Below are 19753 nucleotides of genomic sequence, written 5' to 3'. Positions count from 1 at the left end.
CCTACTCTCGCGGAACGTAAGTCCGACTACCATCGGCGCTAAAGAGCTTAACTTCTGTGTTCGGCATGGGAACAGGTGTGACCTCTTTGCCATTATCACCAGACAATTGTTATTTCGTAGTGCGTCGTGACTACTTTATTTATAATACTAGGTTTGCAATAACTTTTCAACAGTTAATTTTACACTTTATTGATGTTTTTTGCAAACACTTCATATCTTTTTGTCACTTGTTTTCAGCGACTTTTATATAATAATCAATCTCGTGATGAATGTCAACACTTTCTATAAAGTTTTTATATATTTTTTGCATCACCTTTTAAGAGATTATTAAAAGCTGTTTCAATAACAGAAAAGGCAAGCAACGAGCTCTGTATTAACAACGCTTGCTCGTCGCTCACCTTCATACACTTACATACCTATTTTTGACGCATATATGGGAATAATAATACGTCACGGATTGATGGTGCGTCTGTTAATAACATAACGAGACGGTCAATACCAATACCGAGTCCACCTGTTGGCGGCATACCATATTCTAATGCTTCAATAAAGTCTTCATCCATCTCATGTGCTTCGTCGTTACCTTGTTCTTTTTCAACGAGCTGTGCTTCAAAACGCTCACGTTGATCAATTGGATCGTTTAACTCTGTGAATGCATTGGCATGTTCACGACCTACGATAAATAGTTCAAATCGGTCTGTGAAACGTGGGTCTTCTGGATTTTTCTTAGCTAATGGTGAAATTTCAATTGGGTGTCCGTAAATGAATGTTGGTTGAATTAAAGTTTCTTCTACTTTTTGTTCAAAGAATTCATTCAGGATATGCCCGTATTTCATATGTTTATCTACTTCAATACCGTGTTCTTTTGCGACTTGGTGCGCTTCTTCATCTGTCGTAATATCAAAGAAGTTTACGCCTGTTGCTTCTTTAACAGCATCTACCATATGCAGACGGCGCCATTGTGGTTCTAAGTTGATTGTTTCGCCACCATATTGAATTGATGTTGTGCCTAATACTTTACGTGCAATATGCGCAACAAGTTCTTCCGTTAATGACATGATATCTTTATAGTCTGCATATGCTTCATATAATTCAATCATTGTAAACTCAGGGTTATGACGTGTTGATACACCTTCGTTACGGAATACGCGGCCGATTTCATATACTTTCTCGAGTCCACCAACGATTAAGCGTTTCAAGTGTAATTCGATCGCAATACGCATATAAAGTGTCGCGTCCAATGCGTTATGATGTGTGATAAATGGACGTGCTGCTGCACCACCTGCGATTTGATGCATCATTGGTGTTTCAACTTCTAAGAATCCTTTTTCGTTCAAGTAGTTACGCATTTCTTGAAGAATACGGCTACGATTAATAAATGTTTGTGTTGATGCTTCGTTTGTAATTAAGTCTAAATAACGTTGACGATAACGTTGTTCAATGTCTTGAAGGCCATGGTGCTTATCTGGTAATGGACGTAACGCCTTAGACAAAAGTTTGAATGATTTTGCTTTGACTGAAAGTTCGCCAGTATTTGTTTTGAACATAACACCTTCAATACCAACGATGTCTCCTAAGTCAGCCGTCTTCCAGATGTCGAATGCTTCGTCACCCACTTGGTCTTTACGTACATAAATCTGTAATTGTCCTGTTAAGTCTTTAATATGTGCGAAACCGGCTTTACCTTTACCGCGTTTTGTCATAATACGTCCTGCAATAACCGTACGACTTTCGCCTTCTTTATCTGCAAGTTCCTCTTTTGAATATTGGTCCCAATCTGCTTTCAAGCTTTCTGCTGTACCTGTGCGTTCAAACTTTTCGCCGAACGGGTCGATTCCTAAGTCGCGTAACTCTTGTAATTTTTGGCGACGCACCTGCATCTGGTCATTCATTTCTTCTGTCATTCTTACCTCTCCTTTTACGCTTAAGCTTCTACTTTTTGTTTGGCAGTCATTTCATCACGGAAGTTTGTTAGTATCTCAGTCATTTCCGCTTCTGTTTCTGCTTGGTTCAATGCTTTACGTGCTTTTCCGTTACCACGGACACCTTTAAGGTACCATGATGCGTGTTTGCGCATTTCCATGACACCTACTTTTTCACCTTTTAATTCTACTAAACGGCGCAGATGTAATAAAGCAATATCAACTTTTTCATCAATTTGTGGTTCTTCAATTAACTCGCCTGTTTCAAGATAATGTACAGTTCGGTAAATCATCCACGGGTTACCGAGTGCTTCTCGACCAATCATGACTGCATCGACACCCGTTTCATCTAACATTTTTTGTGCAAGTTCTGGGCTTGTTACATCACCATTACCAATAACTGGAATAGAAACTGCCTCTTTCACTTGACGGATAATATCCCAATCCGCTTCACCTTCGTACATTTGCACGCGTGTTCTACCATGAATTGAAATGGCTGCTGCACCTGCACGCTCTGCAGCTTTCGCATTTTCTACTGCAAAAATGTGGTCTTCATCCCAACCGATACGCATTTTACATGTAACCGGCTTGCTGACACGTTCTGTAACAGCTGATACCATTTCATAAATTTTGTTTGGATCGAGTAGCCAACGTGCACCCGCTTCACATTTGATGATTTTTGATACTGGACAGCCCATATTAATGTCGATAATATCTGCTGTTGTATGCTTATCAACATATTCTGCAGCTTCCACAAGTGTTTCTTTTTCACCACCAAAAATTTGTAGTGACAGTGGACGCTCGTTCTCATCTATATATAACATCTTCATTGTTTTTGGGTTGTTAAATAAAATTGCTTTGTCGCTTACCATTTCAGCACAAACGAGGCCAGCCCCAAATTCTTTAACTGTAAGTCGGAATGCAGAGTTACAAACGCCTGCCATGGGCGCAAGTACGACTCTGTTCTCAATCTCAACATCTCCAATTTTCCACATAACAGTTATTCCTCCAATCTTTCCATTCTATCTGTTGATGCGTACCTATGATGTATAACGTATAACCGTGTCATCTGGCGTCACGAATGTGTGAATCGCTCGACCTGATCGTGGTTCAATGACGTCTGATGCAATGTCATTGAGTGGAATCATCACAAAGGCACGTTCTGTCATACGTGGGTGTGGCACCATTAACGCTTGTGTTTCAATAATACGGTCGCCGTACAATAAAATATCAATGTCGATTGTACGTGGTCCCCAACGTACATCACGCACACGATGTAAGTTCGCTTCTACCGCAAGACCTACTTCTAACAACTCATGGGGTTCAAGCGTTGTTTTAATGTGTACACATACATTGAGAAAATCCGGTTGTTCAACGTAACCGACTGGCTTTGTCTCATACATCGGTGATACAGCAACGACTTCAATTTGCGCATGGTTTGCCAACTGTTCGATAGCTGCTGTGAGTTGTACTTCGCGATCACCAATATTACCACCTAAGCCTAGATATGCGTCTACCATATTACTTCTCCCTTACTATCTCAATACCGACACCTTTATAATACCCGGGTATCGGTGGATTTTTCTTAGTAATTCTAACTTTCGTTTCCATTACACGATTATAGTGTGAATTTATACGCATTGCAATACGTTCAGCGAGATGTTCCAACAAATTCACCGGCTCGCCTTCCATAATTGCTTTGACATCCTCATACACTTCGCCATAGTGGACCGTATCTTCCACACGGTCGGACTGTCCGGCTTCCTTAAGGTCTACTTTCATCTCGATATCCACGGTAAAGATCTGTCCAATTTCATTTTCAGCAGCTAATGCCCCGTGATACGCATAAAATTCTAGCCCTTGTAAAAATATTTTATCGTTCATTTTCGTAACCTCTCAAACTATCCATCGCTTTTGCAAGTCGTGCATTCATCAAGACGTTATGTACACGTACACCATGTACCCCTTTCATAATGCCGTATGCCGTTGTCGCTGCCGTTGCTTCATCACGTTCATCTACTGCATTGTCGCCGCCAAGTATTTCTTTGATGAAACGTTTACGACTCGTTGCCAGTAACACCTTGAATCCCGTCGCAACGAGTGCATCGAGCTGTGCCATGACTTCTCGCTCTTCTTCACGCGTTTTCGCAAAGCCGATACCTGGATCTAACCAAATACGTTCTTTCGGAATGCCTGCTAACACGGCTTTATTCGCTTGTTTTAATAATGTTACGAGCATTTCGTCCATCACAGGTTCATCACGCTGTCCATCACCATTATGCATCAGAACGATTTCAGCATTGTGCGCCGCAACAACTTTAAATATTTCTGGATCATAGAGTCCTGCCCATTGGTCATTAATTATCGTAGCACCGGCTTCTAATGCCGCTTCTGCTACTTCGCTACGATACGTATCTACAGACAACTTTGCAGGGATCCCTTTGAGTGCTTCAATCACCGGTACGACACGCGCGCGTTCTTCTTCTACTGAAATCTCTTCAAAACCGGGGCGCGTTGAAATACCGCCCACATCAATAATATGCGCACCGTCACGCACCATTTGTTCCGCGTGTGCGACTGCCTTGTCCACTTCATTGTATTGACCACCATCCGAAAACGAATCGGGTGTCACATTTAATATTCCCATGATTTGTGTCTCTTGCATTCGAACGCTTCCTTTCTAAGTCGTCATAAATTTTTAAACTTAACGAACTTATTATAACAAAATTTATCGCAGACAACTGATATGTACGCTCGCGTGTAACAATTCTTCAAAACAAAGAAAATCCCGCTAATCACTACGAATAGCGTTAACGGGATGATAACTATGGTTTAGTCAAAGTTGTAAAGTGGTGTTGATAAGTAACGTTCACCATTACTTGGCAATACAGTAACAACTGTTTTACCTTTACCAAGTTCTTTTGCTTTTTGAATTGCCGCATAGATAGCAGCACCTGAAGAAATACCACCTAAGATACCTTCTTCTTTAGCGACACGACGTGATGTTTCCATTGCTACTTCGTTACCTACTTTGATAACTTCTTCATAAATGTCTGTATTCAATGTACCTGGTACGAAACCAGCACCTAAACCTTGAAGTTTATGTGGGCCTGGTTCTCCACCGCTTAATACTGGTGAGTCTTCCGGTTCAATCGCAACGATTTGAATATCTGGGTATTTCTCTTTTAAGACTTTACCGACACCAGATAATGTACCACCTGTTCCAACACCTGCTAAAAAGGCGTCGATTGTTTTGCCTTCAAATTGTTCAACAAGTTCTGGACCTGTTGTTAATTCGTGGACACGTGGATTTGCAAGGTTTTCGAATTGTTGTGGTTCAAAATAACCATGTTCTTCTTTTAATTCTTTCGCCTTTTTGATTGCACCTTTCATCGCTTCTGATCCAGGTGTTAATACGAGCTCTGCACCGTATGCTTTTAATAAGTTACGACGCTCTTGGCTCATTGTTTCAGGCATTGTGAAAACAGCTTTGTATCCTTTGGCAGCACATACAAACGCAAGACCGATACCTGTATTACCACTTGTTGGTTCTACAATTGTATCTCCCGGTTTGATTTTGCCTTCTTTTTCAGCTTGTTCAATCATTGCTAATGCGATACGGTCTTTCACAGAACCGCCTGGATTTTGATATTCTAATTTGACATAAATATCCGCCGCATCTTCACCTGCTTGATGACGTAACTTCACAACAGGTGTTTGACCAATAATTTCAGTAATATTTTCTACGGGTTTTCTTACCATAATCGACAACCTCACTTTTGTTATATTCTTTTCGAATGCTTAGTTAATATATCGGATATAACTAGTGTATCATTGTTCAGACAATTTAAAAAGTAAAATCACACGTAACTTTCAAAAAATTCACAGCCTCTGCTGATTATTTCATTGAAACAAGTAATGCTTCTAAGTCTTCTTCTGTAAAATGATATTTTGTACGACAGAAGTGACATTCTGCTTCTGCACCGTGGTCTTCACGAATCATGCTTTCAATTTCAGCTTCACCAAGTCCTTTGATGGCCGTTAAGAATTTATCATGGCCACAGTTACATTGAAATTCCACTGGCATTGTTTCTAAAAATTCTACGTTGTCTTCGCCTAAAATTTCTTGTAGCATGCCTTCTGGTGTATAACCTTGGTCGATAAGTTTAGATACTGGCGTCATATTGTTGATCGCTTCTTCTAACTTTGTAATTGTTTCTTCTTTGGCACCTGGCATGACTTGAATAATAAAACCACCTGCTGCTTTAATCGTGTTATCAGGGTTTACAAGTACACCAACACCTACTGATGACGGTACTTGTTCACTATTCGCAAAGTAGTATGTGAAGTCTTCACCTAATTCGCCAGATACGATTGGGCTATTACCTGTATAATAATCGCGCATACCAACATCCTTAACGACATTGATAGCACCATTTGTTCCTACTGCACGACGAACATCTAACTTCCCTTGATCATTTAATGGAAAATGCGTTTGTGGGTTTGTTACATAACCACGTACTTTACCTTCTGCATTCGCATCTGCCACGATTTTACCGATAGGCCCATCGCCATTCACTGTCACAGTCAGCTTTTGTTCTCCTTTTAACATTGCACCCATCATCACAGTCGCGGTCATCGTACGACCAAGTGCTGCTGATGCAGTTGGCCACGTATAATGATGTGTTTGTGCTTCTTGAATTGCATCTGTTGTTCTTGCACTGTACGCACGGACTTCTCCACCGTATGCAAGTGCTTTAACAATATAATCTTGCGTCATGTTCTATTCTATCTCCTTTTTTCATATGATGTGTCATTCCTCAAAGTAATCTATCGTTTCATCACGCATCATATTTCTCTATGTTGCATTATCATACTCGCGTCGCCACATAAGTACAACTGAAATGACTCGAGGGTGAAACAAAAGTGGGGAGTAAGGTACCTTGGCAAGCGAGCAATCAAAAACATACAACCACGAAGGACTATATGTTAAATGAAGACAGCTTTTCTAACTCATCTGGAATTACAATATAAATAAAACTAGGTACTTATCATTATCTTCCCACCACAGAAGCTGAACAGCCCATAAAAAAGACTTTCCCATCAGACGGATGATTTCCATCTATGAGAAAGTCTTTGAACGACAATACTTTATTAACGTGGTGGTGTTTGATCGTTACCAGGCTGGTCTATCTCTGGTGCTTGATCGTATGCTGTTGTATCTTCTTCTGCTGTATCTTCTGTTGCATTGTCACCACGATCTGATGAACTCGTGTTTGCACGATTTGTCATTTCTTCTTGTTCACGGCGAATCTCTTCGTAAGACTTGCCGTATTTGCCTTCATTGAATTCGTCATCTTCAGAACGCTCAACGACTTTTGCATCATCATAGTTCACTTCTGGCAAATGCCCTTCATTGAACAATGATTGAATTTGTTCTGCAACTAACGTTTCTTCTGTTAATAACGTTTCAGCGATAAGGCGAAGTTGAGATTCGTGTTCTAATAAAATCTGTTTACAACGTTCATATTGTTCTTTAATAATACGTTGTACTTCTTTATCAATTTCAAAAGCGATTTGACCTGAGTATTCAGGCTCTCCTGACATATCTTTGCCTAGGAATACTTGACCGCCACCGTGTGAGAATTGCATTGGTCCAAGTTTTTTACTCATACCATATTGTGTTACCATCTCACGCGCAATTTGTGTTGCACGTTCAAAGTCGTTTGATGCACCTGTAGATACTTCGTTAAAAATAACATCTTCAGCTACACGACCACCTAAAAGACCACAAATCTTATCAAGTAATTCAGGTTCTGTCATTAAGAAACGGTCTTGTTTTGGTAACATCATCGCATAACCACCCGCTTGACCACGTGGTACGATTGTTACTTTATGCACAATTTCCGCTTCGTCCAATACCATACCAATAACCGTATGACCTGCTTCATGGTGTGCCACAATATTACGTTCTTTTTCAGAAATAACACGTGATTTTTTCGCTGGTCCGGCAATAACACGGTCCGTTGCTTCTTCAATATCACGCATATCGATTTTTTGTTTACCACTACGCGCAGCAATTAACGATGCTTCGTTCAGCAAGTTCTCTAAGTCTGCACCTGAGAAACCTGGTGTACGTTGTGCAATCGCTTTAAGATCGACTGTTTCATCTAAAGGTTTGTTTTTAGCGTGTACATGTAATACCGCTTCACGACCTTTAACATCTGGACGACCGACTTGAATTTGACGGTCAAAACGACCCGGACGTAAAAGTGCTGGGTCCAAGATGTCTGGACGGTTTGTCGCCGCAATCATAATGATGTTTTCGTTCTCACCGAAACCATCCATTTCAACTAATAACTGGTTCAATGTTTGTTCACGTTCATCATGACCGCCACCAACACCGGCACCACGTTGACGACCAACTGCATCGATCTCATCGATAAAGATGATACATGGTGCATTCTTTTTAGCATTTTCAAACAAGTCACGTACACGGCTCGCACCGACACCGACGAACATCTCAACGAAGTCAGAACCACTGATTGAGAAGAACGGTACACCAGCTTCACCCGCAACCGCACGTGCTAGTAAAGTTTTACCAGTACCTGGAGGTCCTACTAAAAGTACACCTTTTGGAATACGAGATCCCATTTGTTTGAATTTCTTATTATCTTTTAAGAAGTCGACAATTTCTACTAACTCTTGTTTCTCTTCATCCGCACCTGCTACGTCTGAAAAACGCACGCGACCTTTTTGACTGTCGTACATCTTCGCTTTGGACTTACCAAAGTTCATCATACGACCGCCACCGCCGCCACCTTGTGCTTGGCTTAAGAAGAAAATAAAGAGTAAAGCAATCACTAAGACAGGAATTAATGTTGAGATGATACTCACAAACACACTCTGTCCTTCTTCTTCTTTAACTGTGAATTCTAATCCTTTTTGTTTTTGAGCTATATCCGTTACTTTATTTAGCTCTTTGTGATTATTAAATAACATCGTTGACGCGAAGTCATCGTTATTTTTCAACTTACCGCTCACTTTATACACATTGCTCTCTGGTTGAATCTCTAATGACTTAAGGTCACCTTTCTCCAACTTTTGTATAAATTGATTATAAGTAAGTTCTTTGGGGACATTGCCATTGCCGTTAATCCATGAAAATAACCCAAAGATGACGACGCCAATCAGCGCTACAAATAGCACGTTACGAAAAGCTTTCTGCATGCGACGTTTCCTCCTACTCCAATTATAAAGCTAACAAAAATTTTACCATAATATAAATACAACTTGCTAGTAATTGTACTTCATATACATTGTATACAACAAAAGACGGGTTTCCGTGATTTGTTTCCTCATTTTAGAATCTCAATCTGGCGTCCCGTCTTATCTTTTCCAACGATTACTTCGTGTAAATTTCTGGTTTCAACGTACCAATGTACGGCAAGTTACGATATTCTTCTTTATAGTCTAAACCGTAACCTACAACAAACTCATCAGGAATGACTTTACCAACATACTTCGCTTGAATATCTGCTTTACGGCGATTTGGTTTGTCCAATAATGTTACAATCTCCAATGAATTCACACGGCGTGATTGTAATAATTCCGTAATTGATTTCAATGTTGTACCCGTTTCAAGAATATCTTCAATAATTAAGACATCTTTATTTTCAATAGATGAACCCAAGTCTTTAAGAATTTGTACTTCACCTGTTGATTCCGTGCCACCGTGATAACTTGATACGTCCATGAAGTCAATCGCAAGTGGTGTGTCGATACGTTTGATTAAGTCCGTCATAAATAAAATAGACCCTTTTAAAATCCCTACGCAAAATAAGTTTTTATCTTTGTAGTCTTCAGTCAGTACACGCCCTAGACGTTCGCAAATTTCTTGAATTTCTTCTTCCGTTAATAAAATTTCTTTTAAATCATTTCTCATTTATGTCATCTCCCAAATATTGAATGTGAATATATTGATTATATGTAACTTGTTGATAACACGTACCAACCGCTAAGATTTCCCCACTATCTGTTGTAATCACAGGCATTTGTGCGCGTGCCGTCTGTGGTACTTTTTGGTCAATCATCAGGCGTGTCACTTTTTTATGCTGGCCATTGTGTAAGGTAACGCGATCTCCCGTTCGACGCGTGCGAATATGCAGTGCCGAAAAATGCGCAAACATATCCGATGCAATCGTAATAAGATACATACCAAATTGATAGCGTCCTGCTGTTGTTACAGTTTGTGGTGCAGGCGTTGAATGTGCTGTCGATGGCGCTATGACTAATTTATCATACACGATATCGACATGCCATTTGTTTGTGTGCATGAGTACGTTTTGTGCGACATCACTATGCAGCTTAACAAACCAATCTTGGTACGTGCGCTCACTTACAGGCACTACCGCTTCAAAGTGTCCAATCAACACGTCCAAGACTTTCATTTTAACATGTGGCAACAATTCATTGAACGCCTTTCTTGGAATCAACCATTGTTGTAATTGATTCTGCATCACATGATGTGCGATAAATTGTTCTGCTTGTTGCGCTATTAACGCTAACGCTTCACTATGAAAATCCATCAACTTAAGCAATTGCGTTGTTTGTAAATGCGGATTGCTTTCAATGTCCGGCAACAGGCGATTACGAATATCATTGCGCACATACGCATTACTTTCATTGCTTTCATCTTCGTAATACGGTATATCGTATTGCTGTTGATAGCTACGAATTTGTGCTTTCGTTGTTGTTAGGAGTGGGCGTACCAGTTGATAACCGTCTCGTTGTTCGCTGGCTGACATACCTAACGAGCTACGATCTGTCCGACCGGTGAATACTCGGTAAAAAATTGTTTCGAGCTGGTCGTCTTGATGATGCGCTGTCAGTAAATAATCCGCATCTAAGTCATGCATCATGTCATCAAACCATGCATAGCGCAATACGCGTGCATCATGTTGGATACTGCGACCTGTTTCAACTGTTTCCGTTAAATCTAAGCGATGCACAAACAACGGTATCCCACGTTGTTCACAGTATGTCGTCAAAAATTGTGCTTCTTCATTTGAGGCAGCACGCAAACCATGGTGTACATGTAAGCACGTCAGCTGACGATACGTATCGGCATATTGTTCGTTCAATTGATGTAATAACACCATGCTATCCACACCCGTCGACACAGCCACTACAAGATGATCTGTCGGTTGCCAAAATTGTTCCATCCCAAGCACTCCTTGATTCCCGTTTTGCATTTAACAGCGAAAAAGAGGTTGAGATTCAAAGTTCCCTTCGTTTCTCAACCCCTAGATTGTGATGACTTATCGACGTGAACCTCGGCCACCACGTCTTGACTCTGCTTGACGTTTTACAGAATTAAGTTTATCTTCACTATCTTTTAAGAAGTTAGATAGTTTTTTCTCAAAGTCTTCTGGCTTTTGTGCAGGTTTTTGTCGGCGTGGACGCTCTTTCGCCTTTTTGATTGATAAGCTAATTTTGCCATCATCTGCAATAGAGAGTACTTTCACTTCAACTTCATCACCTAAAGATAAGTGATCCTCTACGTTCTCAACGTAATTATCAGCCACTTCACTGATATGCACAAGCCCGCTCTTTCCTTCTGGTAACTCCACAAACGCACCAAATTTTTTGATACCAGTGACTTTACCTTTGACCTTACTTCCTACTTCGATTGCCATTGTTTTAATGAATCCTCCCGAGTTCGATATTTAACTCTATTATACGGTTGTTTGACTATTTTCACAACGACAAAAACCCCAATTAACGCTTTTCTTTATAAATAATGACTGGGTTGTGAAAGGAGCGGTTTGCATTTGAGCAGAACCCGAGCACTGCGCAAAATCGCTTTTTGATTTTGTTAAAGTGCGTAGTTCTGTCGAAAATGCTGCTCCTTGAACACTGACAGAGGGGTTGTGAAAGGAGTGGTTTGCATTTGAGCAGAACGAAGATGGCTGTGATAGCTCGTTCACTATGTCCGCTTATAAGAAGCTACACATTAAAACAATTGCTGACCCGACCTTTCCGCTTCCTGACCCACGCTCAAAATACGATAACTGCCACTTTATTCTTGTTGTTTTTGCTTTTCCTTTTGTTGGTCTTCTGGCAGTTTAAAAATCACTTCGCCATCATTACTTAAATAATATTCATCCCGTGCAATTTTTTCGATATATTCTTCATCATTTAAGTTGTTCAAGCGTTCTTTTAATTCAATTTCTTCATCTTGAATCTTTTGGTAAGCTTCTTCTTTCGCTTGACGCTCTTGAGAGGCTTGTTGATTACTGTGAATCTGCATACCGACCATTATTAACAACACGAGAATAATCGCAAGTAGCCCACCGCCAAACACAATCATGCGCTTTTTGACGACTTTTTTGAGCCGCTCATGGCGTTGACGTTTGGCATTTGCTTCTGATGTGTACTGATTGCCAATATCTTGAACCTTCCTACTCATGCGGCATCACCTTTCTTTCGTCGTCTATTCTTGAATGCGTTCTTCTTTAACAAGCTCATACATTCCCTTAGCGTTCTCTTTTGTCGCGTGCTCGTTTAATGCCGTGACTTTAACTGTCACAACTTTTTGACCAAATCGAATGACGAGTTCATCATCGACTTTTACAGTTGTACCGGCTTTGGCTGTTTGACCATTCACTGCAACACGCCCTTGATCGCTTAGTTCTTTAGCAAGTGTGCGACGTTTGATGATACGTGACACTTTTAAATATTTATCAAGTCTCATAATTACTTGCCTCCTTGTGTTAAATACTGCGCCAACGCTTCTTCGGTATAGTCTTTATTTTTGACTTCATCATACAGTTTTAAGAAATGACGTGCAAATACTTTCTCGAACTTGACGCGTTCGACTTTGCCTTCCGATGCCTTTTGTGTTTGCCAAATATCCATGACGTCTTCTACATTGTCTGCTTGCTCTGTATCAAACACATGTGGATGACGGCGAATCATCTTCTCTGACAAGCTCGCCACGACCTCTCGTATGTCCATATAACCTGACTTCTGTCCAATCGCAGTATGCAGTAAGACTTGCAGCAAGATGTCGCCAAGCTCCTCTATCATATGCCAATCATCTTCGTTATCAATCGCTTCGAACAACTCGAACGTTTCTTCTAATAAATAACGTTTCAATGTTTGATGTGTCTGCACCTTATCCCACGGGCAACCCGTTTCATCATCTACCAGCTGTGCAATGACTTGGTTCGCAAAGTCAAAGTCACCGTATAACGCACGTTCATCCGTTACTGCCGGCACGAATACACTCGTTAAATTGGTAAAACGATCTTCATGGTCTAATTCATATAAAGGAACTGTCGTCAACGTCGCACCCGATTGATGTGCCCCATCGACAATCGTCACTTCAAAGTCATCAGGATAACGTTCCATCAACTGTAACTTCAATTCGCCCGCCACCATGGCACTATACACTTGTGTGATAATCGTCGCAGTGCGCGGATTAAGCGCTGCAATATCCAACGCCGTCGCATCTAACATTGTAAAGCCGTCATTCGGATCGACATTCACTGCCGCAAAGATGTCGTCGATAAAACTACGCCCACCTTTAACCTCGACCGTCACACCATAATCAGCCGCACGTGTTAACAAATACTGTGTTGTTGTTTCTGCTACACGTGGATGTCCCGGCACAGCGTAAACAATATCGTCATGTTGTGCTTGTTCTAATAATTGTGTCGTAATCGCCTCATACACTGGCTCAAACGTATCATGTTGTTCATAAACATCATCAAAAGATACAATTTCTATATTTTGCAATTCTTGTATAACAGGGTGTTCTGCTGTTCTGACATACAACCGTTTATGTTGCGTCATCAAGCGATAAATCCCCATCGGCAACTCATCTAAACCATAGTTACCAAGACCGATAATCGTTAACTGATGCGTCATCGTCTATTCCCTCTCTTCCAATTATACATTTTGTCGCCAAACGGCAAATGCATCCATTCTGTTTCATCTAAAATATTAAGTCGTACGAGCATCCAGCCGATCGTCAACACACCGACAAGTGCTGCTATCAGTAGTTCTACTAAACTACCGAATCGTGATGTCGCTGGTATGAGCCATTGACATAGTTGCACTGTCACTGTCATCATCAGTAACGCCAATGCCACCTTGCTGTAAAAGTGTTTTAAGTGATTGAGTTGATAACAACGTACAACACCGTAATGTAGAACAATAACTGCGACGACAAGTGATAAGACTGTCGCTAAGCTCGCTCCTAACATTTCTATATGCGGAATCAATAGGATATTCAAACCTAGTTTCGTCACAAGTCCTACCATTACTGCACCGATAATCAAACGGAACTGTGCATATATTTCTAACATCGCCATATACATCATCATCAAGGATACACAAATCACCGTTAACATATAGACTGTCAACGTTGCGGTTAGCACATTACTTTCAAAAAATACGCGATTTAAGTTAGGTAACAAATTCATTAAGCCTATCCCACTCGCACTGCTAATAACAATCGTTATCTTCAATGATGCGTTGGCATAACTGTTCATCTCATCAATAGCGCCACGGCGTTTCGTGTCCGTGAGTAGTGGTACAAGCACAAAGCAAAATGTCGTTGTCACAATCAAGCCCATTTGAATAAATGATGCGCCACGATCGTAAATTCCCTTTTGCATAATGGCTTCTTTAAACGGATAGCCTGCACCCGAACGTAACATATTCACAATCGTAAAGCTGTCCACAACTTGCCATAAAATCACAATCAAATGACTGACCGCAAAAATTATCAGCGCAATGAAAAATTGACGCCACGGAATCGAGAAGGTCTGTGCGTTCAGTTGTTTGTGAATGTCACTGCGCCACCATAAATACAGCGTCGATATACTAAAGCCGACTGTTGAGGCAAAAATCGCCCATGTTCCCGCTGTATATATGGACCAACCTTGACGCATAAAACAGACGATGACAATACCGATAATGCCGACACGAATGAACTGCTCAATCACTTGAGAATATGCTGGATAGACCATTTGTTGCTGTGCTTGAAAGTAACCGCGGAATAAGCCCAGTAGGCCAACGACAAGAAAACTGACACTCGCTGCCTGTAACATCGGTGTTAGCTGCGAATCCCCCATCCACTGCGCAATCTTGCCAGCGCTTAGAAAAAGGACGCCACTACATCCTATGCCTAATAGTGCTACAACTACACTCATGCGACGAAACGTAGTACGATTTGCTTGTTGACCTTCTAAAATTTGCGTCAAAGCACTTGGAATGGCATTACTCGACAATACAACACCTAATGCAACGATTGGATATATTTGTTGATAGGCGTACAAACCGGCATCGCCTAAAATATTTTGATAAGGGACGCGATAGAGCGCACTCAATACTTTCACAACAATCAGCGCGAGTGTTAATACGACGACACCATTAAATGCCGCTTGCTTCTTCATCTTCCAACCTCAAACTTTCCGTCAATATTTTTGCTAAGAATTTTAATGATTCAAGCCACTGTTTGCCTTTCTTCAATGACACCTTCATACAACCATCTTTCACACCCAGCGTCATACTGCGACCGAGTGGCTCTGATTGACGGAACAGTTCTTCACCGTTAATACGGTTCGTACCTGCCTCTGTCAGCAATACTTCAATTGCCTTGCCGGTATCTTTAACATGTTGCACACCGACTTGTAACAGATTGACTTTAATTTCTACCGAGTCTAACAAATGCGCCACTTCTTCTGGATATTCGTTAAAGCGATCTAACAACTCATCTTTAATATCCATCAATTGTGTATGTGTCTCTGTTGCGCGTAACTTTTTATAAATTTCAATTTTCGCCTGTTCATTTTGAATGTATGACGCAGGTAAATACGCATCCAGACGTAAGTCCATTTCCAGTTCAGGCGTTGGTGTTTCGACTTTCACGCCGCGTTTCTCATTTACCGCTTCTTCTAACATTTGCGCATACAAGTCATAACCGACTGAATCAATAAAGCCGTGTTGTTGTTTACCAAGTAAGTTCCCGGCACCACGGATATTCAAGTCACGCATCGCAATTTTAAAGCCGCTACCAAGCTCTGTAAATTCTTTAATAGCTTGCAGACGGTCTTCCGCCGTTTCAGTTAGTACTTTATTTTGTGGATGTAGGAAATAGGCGTAACCGATACGCCTCGAACGCCCAACACGTCCACGTAATTGATACAGCTGACTCAAACCAAAACGGTCCGCTTCTTCAATAATCAGCGTATTCGCATTCGGCACGTCCACACCCGTCTCAATAATCGTCGTTGTCAGTAAAATATCGTATGCGCCGTTAATAAAGTTAAGCATCGTTTCTTCAAGATCACGCTCCGTCAATTGCCCATGCGCGACACCAATCTCTGCTTCTGGCATCAACATGCGCAATTGTTCGCGTTTCTCATAAATCGACTGCACTTTGTTGTACAAGTAGAACGCCTGTCCTTCCCTTGCAAGCTCGCGTTCTAACGCTTCTTTGACAAAGTTCGCATTTTGTTCCAATACATACGTCTGCACTGGGAAGCGGTTTTCCGGTGGCGTTTCGATGACCGATAAGTCACGCACACCTAACATACTCATATGCAGTGTTCTCGGTATTGGCGTTGCCGTCAACGTTAGGACATCGACATTTGCCTTGAGTGCTTTGATTTTCTCCTTATGACGGACACCAAAACGCTGTTCCTCATCGACAATTAACAGACCTAAGTCTTTGTATTCAATCGTCTTACCGAGTAATTTATGCGTACCTACGACAATATCGACAAAGCCCGACTTTAAGCCTTCCTTCGTCTCACGAATTTCCTTCGCCGTACGGAATCGACTCATCAGTTGAATCTCCACAGGGAAGTCTCGCATACGTTCAATCAACGTCTCATAATGTTGTTGTGCTAAGATCGTTGTCGGTACGAGGAAAGCGACTTGCTTCCCTGACATGACCGCTTTAAATGCCGCACGTACCGCTACTTCTGTTTTACCGTAACCAACATCACCACAGAGCAAGCGATCCATTGGGCGTGCGCTTTCCATATCTGCTTTAATCTCACGAATCGACTTGTCTTGGTCTTCAGTCAATTCGTATGGAAAGTCCATTTCAAACGCATGTTGTTCTTCGGTATCTGGCGCAAACTGATAGCCCACGGATTGCTCACGCTCTTTGTATAACGCAATCAATTCGTCCGCAATATCTTCAACACTGCTCTGTACTTTCGCTTTCGTCTTTTTCCATTCACTGCCACCGAGTTTGTATAACTTCGGCGTTTTATCTTCTGAACCGACATATTTTTGTACTTGGTCCATTTGATCGACAGGGACAAACAATTGATCCGTCCCTTTGTATTGGATTTTCATATAATCACGATGTACATCGCCAACTTCTAGCGTTTCAACACCTAAATAACGACCGACACCGTGATGTACGTGTACCACATAGTCGCCAACGTTCAATTCTTGGTACGATTTAATCTTTTCGGCGTTTGTTAATGTTTTACGGCGTTTTTTAGACGTTTTCTTACGTTTCGATTTGAATAGCTCACGCTCTGTAATGACAACGAGTGACATATACGGTAACTCGAAACCTTCCGACAAGCTACCTTCCACAATCGCCGCATGTCCCGGTAACATCGCCTCAATATCCGGCTCTAACAAAGTTGGTACGTGCATTTCAGCCAGCATCGCTTGAATACGTTCTTTCTTCGTCTCCGTTTCTGCCACCATCACAATGCGGTAGTCCTGACGCATAAAACGCTGCAACTCCGACGTCATAATGTCGTACTGTCCATAGTACTGTTGAACCGGCTTACATGAAAACTTGAAAATCTCATCCAACTTGACAGGCATTGAAGCAGTAAACAACGTAAAATACGTAATTGGATATTGACGAATGAGCGTGTTAAAAGCCTCATCTTCCATAAAACGCTGTCCTAGGAACCCTTTACCACTTTCAACGAGGTTTTGTAAAAAGTCCGTCGTCTCTGCCATCAACGTATCTTCAGTTTCTTTTACCCGCTGATACTCATCCACGAACACAATCGCATTCTCTTTAAAATAATCAATAATCGTTTCTGATTGATCATACATAAAAGCGATTAAACGTCTTAACACCTGTGGGTCAAAGCGTTCTTCATCAGTAATATGAAACGCATCATACGTATCTTTAAGGTCTTGGCGCACAGCTTTATCAATTTTAGGACGCGTCTCTTCATAAGCCGCTGTTAACTTCTCAACCGTTCGTTTTCTCACATCTTCGGTCATAATAAAATCGTGTGCTGTTGTAATCTCAAGCGTCTCAATATTTTCCAGTGAACGTTGCGTCTCCACATCAAACAAACGCATAGAGTCCACTTCTGTATCGAACAATTCAATACGTACCGGCTCGCCTAACAACGGATAAATATCAATAATGCCACCACGAACAGAAAAGTCACCAATATTCGTAACGACAGATTCTCTGCGATAGCCCATACTGACCAGCTTCGTCAAAAATTGATTCAGGTCTATATCGTCACCAATATTCAACACCATTTGATGCGACTGCCATAGCTCTTTTGGCGTTAACAACTTCTTCAACCCATTCAACGGGACGACAAATAACCCACGACGCTCATGGGCAAGTGCTGTCAAGGTGCGGACACGTTCACTCATAAACTCGGGGCTCTGTGTTGAAAACTCTTCCGTCATCATATCTTGTACCGGATACTTATACACTTCATCATCAGGCACAAACTGTAACAAATCCGTCTCCAGCTTGTCCGCTTGATACAAATTATTCGTCACTAACAAGACTTGACGATGACTCGATTGATACATTTCGGCAATCATTGCTGCTTTAGCTGAAGGTGTCAGACCTGTTACGAGTAAATTGTGGTCTCCTACCTGTTCCGCTAATGCATTAAATCTGGTATCTCTATGAATGATTTCATTTATAATTGGTTTCACTGAATCTCACCATTATAGTGTGTCATTACATTTTCAAACTTTTCATTGCCTATGAAAGCTTCAACCGCTTTGGCAACATGTTCGATAACTGGTTGCATCGTTTTCATTTCTGCATCCGAAAACTTTTGTAAAACATAGTCTGGTACGGACATACCGTTTGTCGGTCTATCAATACCAATGCGAATACGCTTAAAGTCACTTGAACCTAAATGGCTAATAATTGACTTCATGCCATTATGGCCACCGGCACTGCCTTTTTGTCTTAAACGAACGTGTCCTTGTGGTAAGTCCATATCATCGTACAGAACTAATAAATCTTCCATGTCAATATTGTAGTAATCCATCAATGGGACAACCGCTTCACCTGACAAATTCATTAGCGTCAACGGTTCAATCAACATCACTTTTTCACCGTTAATGCGCTCAATCGTATAGGCACCACGGAACTTTTGTTTATCTAATTCTATATTATTTTGATCTAATAAATAATCAATTACTTCAAATCCAATATTGTGTCTTGTGCGCTCATAGCGTTTACCAATGTTTCCTAAACCCACAATACATTTCATCATTCTTTCCTCCGTTATCTTTGTTACACATTTATCATATAGCTGATAGTTGGGAAAGGCACTCAACAGGCAGTATCCCAAAATCTATCATTCTCTTTTGTTTTAATTATAATGTTGCGTTTAATAGGCGTAGGACAGCAATTTCATTTTCTAAAAAACTTCCGTTGTCCCAACCTCTTGTGTCTCTTACAAATTGATGTACAGTTGACTTTTATATCGTAACACAATCCAGCACTTTCCGCTCTTTTTAACATTAGTCATTTGGGAGCAAACATAGCGTGATACTTGTAAAAT

General features: G+C 41.1%; 17 protein-coding genes and 1 rRNA gene. All 18 read right to left on the bottom strand.

The window, feature by feature from the left end:
- A 5S ribosomal RNA gene (gene rrf, locus CD122_RS08645) occupies positions 1-103 on the bottom strand; the annotation flags it as partial.
- A 313-nt stretch (positions 104-416) separates the two neighbouring features.
- Positions 417-1904, bottom strand: a complete 1488-nt coding sequence (gene lysS, locus CD122_RS08640) for a lysine--tRNA ligase (protein ID WP_103358586.1) — start codon at positions 1902-1904, stop codon at positions 417-419.
- Positions 1905-1924: 20 nt separating this feature from the next.
- The gene (gene dusB, locus CD122_RS08635) at positions 1925-2917 is read right to left on the bottom strand and encodes a tRNA dihydrouridine synthase DusB (RefSeq protein WP_103358585.1); all 993 of its coding nucleotides are present in this window, start codon (positions 2915-2917) and stop codon (positions 1925-1927) included.
- Between the two features lie 45 nt (positions 2918-2962).
- A complete protein-coding gene (folK, locus tag CD122_RS08630) occupies positions 2963-3442 on the bottom strand; it encodes a 2-amino-4-hydroxy-6-hydroxymethyldihydropteridine diphosphokinase (RefSeq protein ID WP_103358584.1) in 480 nt (159 codons plus the stop codon).
- Between the two features lies 1 nt (position 3443).
- Complete coding sequence (folB, locus tag CD122_RS08625) at positions 3444-3806, bottom strand: dihydroneopterin aldolase (protein WP_103358583.1); 363 nt, start codon at positions 3804-3806, stop codon at positions 3444-3446.
- Positions 3796-4587, bottom strand: coding sequence for a dihydropteroate synthase (folP, locus tag CD122_RS08620; RefSeq protein WP_103358582.1), 792 nt, complete (start codon positions 4585-4587; stop codon positions 3796-3798). The genes folB and folP overlap by 11 nt, the downstream gene beginning before the upstream one ends.
- Positions 4588-4754: 167 nt before the next feature.
- The gene (cysK, locus tag CD122_RS08615) at positions 4755-5684 is read right to left on the bottom strand and encodes a cysteine synthase A (protein ID WP_103358581.1); all 930 of its coding nucleotides are present in this window, start codon (positions 5682-5684) and stop codon (positions 4755-4757) included.
- 136 nt (positions 5685-5820) lie between these two features.
- Positions 5821-6702 (bottom strand): Hsp33 family molecular chaperone HslO, encoded by an 882-nt coding sequence (gene hslO / locus CD122_RS08610; protein WP_103358580.1) that lies wholly within the window; start codon positions 6700-6702, stop codon positions 5821-5823.
- 374 nt (positions 6703-7076) lie between these two features.
- On the bottom strand, positions 7077-9152 hold the full coding sequence (gene ftsH / locus CD122_RS08605) for an ATP-dependent zinc metalloprotease FtsH (protein ID WP_103358579.1): 2076 nt from the start codon (positions 9150-9152) through the stop codon (positions 7077-7079).
- A gap of 175 nt (positions 9153-9327) precedes the next feature.
- Complete coding sequence (gene hpt, locus CD122_RS08600; protein ID WP_103358578.1) at positions 9328-9867, bottom strand: hypoxanthine phosphoribosyltransferase; 540 nt, start codon at positions 9865-9867, stop codon at positions 9328-9330.
- Entirely contained in the window at positions 9857-11146 is a 1290-nt protein-coding gene (gene tilS, locus CD122_RS08595; protein WP_103358577.1) for a tRNA lysidine(34) synthetase TilS, read from the bottom strand. Before tilS ends, hpt begins: the two co-directional genes overlap by 11 nt.
- Before the next feature lie 96 nt (positions 11147-11242).
- Positions 11243-11620, bottom strand: coding sequence for a S1 domain-containing RNA-binding protein (locus tag CD122_RS08590; protein WP_095115156.1), 378 nt, complete (start codon positions 11618-11620; stop codon positions 11243-11245).
- A 383-nt stretch (positions 11621-12003) separates the two neighbouring features.
- Positions 12004-12393, bottom strand: a complete 390-nt coding sequence (locus CD122_RS08585; RefSeq protein WP_103358576.1) for a septum formation initiator family protein — start codon at positions 12391-12393, stop codon at positions 12004-12006.
- A gap of 24 nt (positions 12394-12417) precedes the next feature.
- Positions 12418-12678 carry an RNA-binding S4 domain-containing protein gene (locus CD122_RS08580; protein ID WP_103358575.1) on the bottom strand — a complete coding sequence of 87 codons (261 nt, stop codon included), beginning with the start codon at positions 12676-12678 and terminating at the stop codon, positions 12418-12420.
- Between the two features lie 2 nt (positions 12679-12680).
- Positions 12681-13856, bottom strand: a complete 1176-nt coding sequence (locus tag CD122_RS08575) for a MazG nucleotide pyrophosphohydrolase domain-containing protein (RefSeq protein WP_103358574.1) — start codon at positions 13854-13856, stop codon at positions 12681-12683.
- Complete coding sequence (locus tag CD122_RS08570) at positions 13853-15388, bottom strand: polysaccharide biosynthesis protein (RefSeq protein WP_103358573.1); 1536 nt, start codon at positions 15386-15388, stop codon at positions 13853-13855. Before CD122_RS08570 ends, CD122_RS08575 begins: the two co-directional genes overlap by 4 nt.
- On the bottom strand, positions 15366-18890 hold the full coding sequence (gene mfd / locus CD122_RS08565; RefSeq protein ID WP_103358572.1) for a transcription-repair coupling factor: 3525 nt from the start codon (positions 18888-18890) through the stop codon (positions 15366-15368). The genes CD122_RS08570 and mfd overlap by 23 nt, the downstream gene beginning before the upstream one ends.
- Positions 18887-19459 carry an aminoacyl-tRNA hydrolase gene (gene pth, locus CD122_RS08560; protein WP_103358571.1) on the bottom strand — a complete coding sequence of 191 codons (573 nt, stop codon included), beginning with the start codon at positions 19457-19459 and terminating at the stop codon, positions 18887-18889. The genes mfd and pth overlap by 4 nt, the downstream gene beginning before the upstream one ends.
- Positions 19460-19753: the final 294 nt, after the last annotated feature.

The organism is Staphylococcus rostri (assembly GCF_002902145.1).
GTDB classification, from domain to species: domain Bacteria; phylum Bacillota; class Bacilli; order Staphylococcales; family Staphylococcaceae; genus Staphylococcus; species Staphylococcus rostri.
This window is presented reverse-complemented; position numbering and strand designations above follow the sequence as displayed.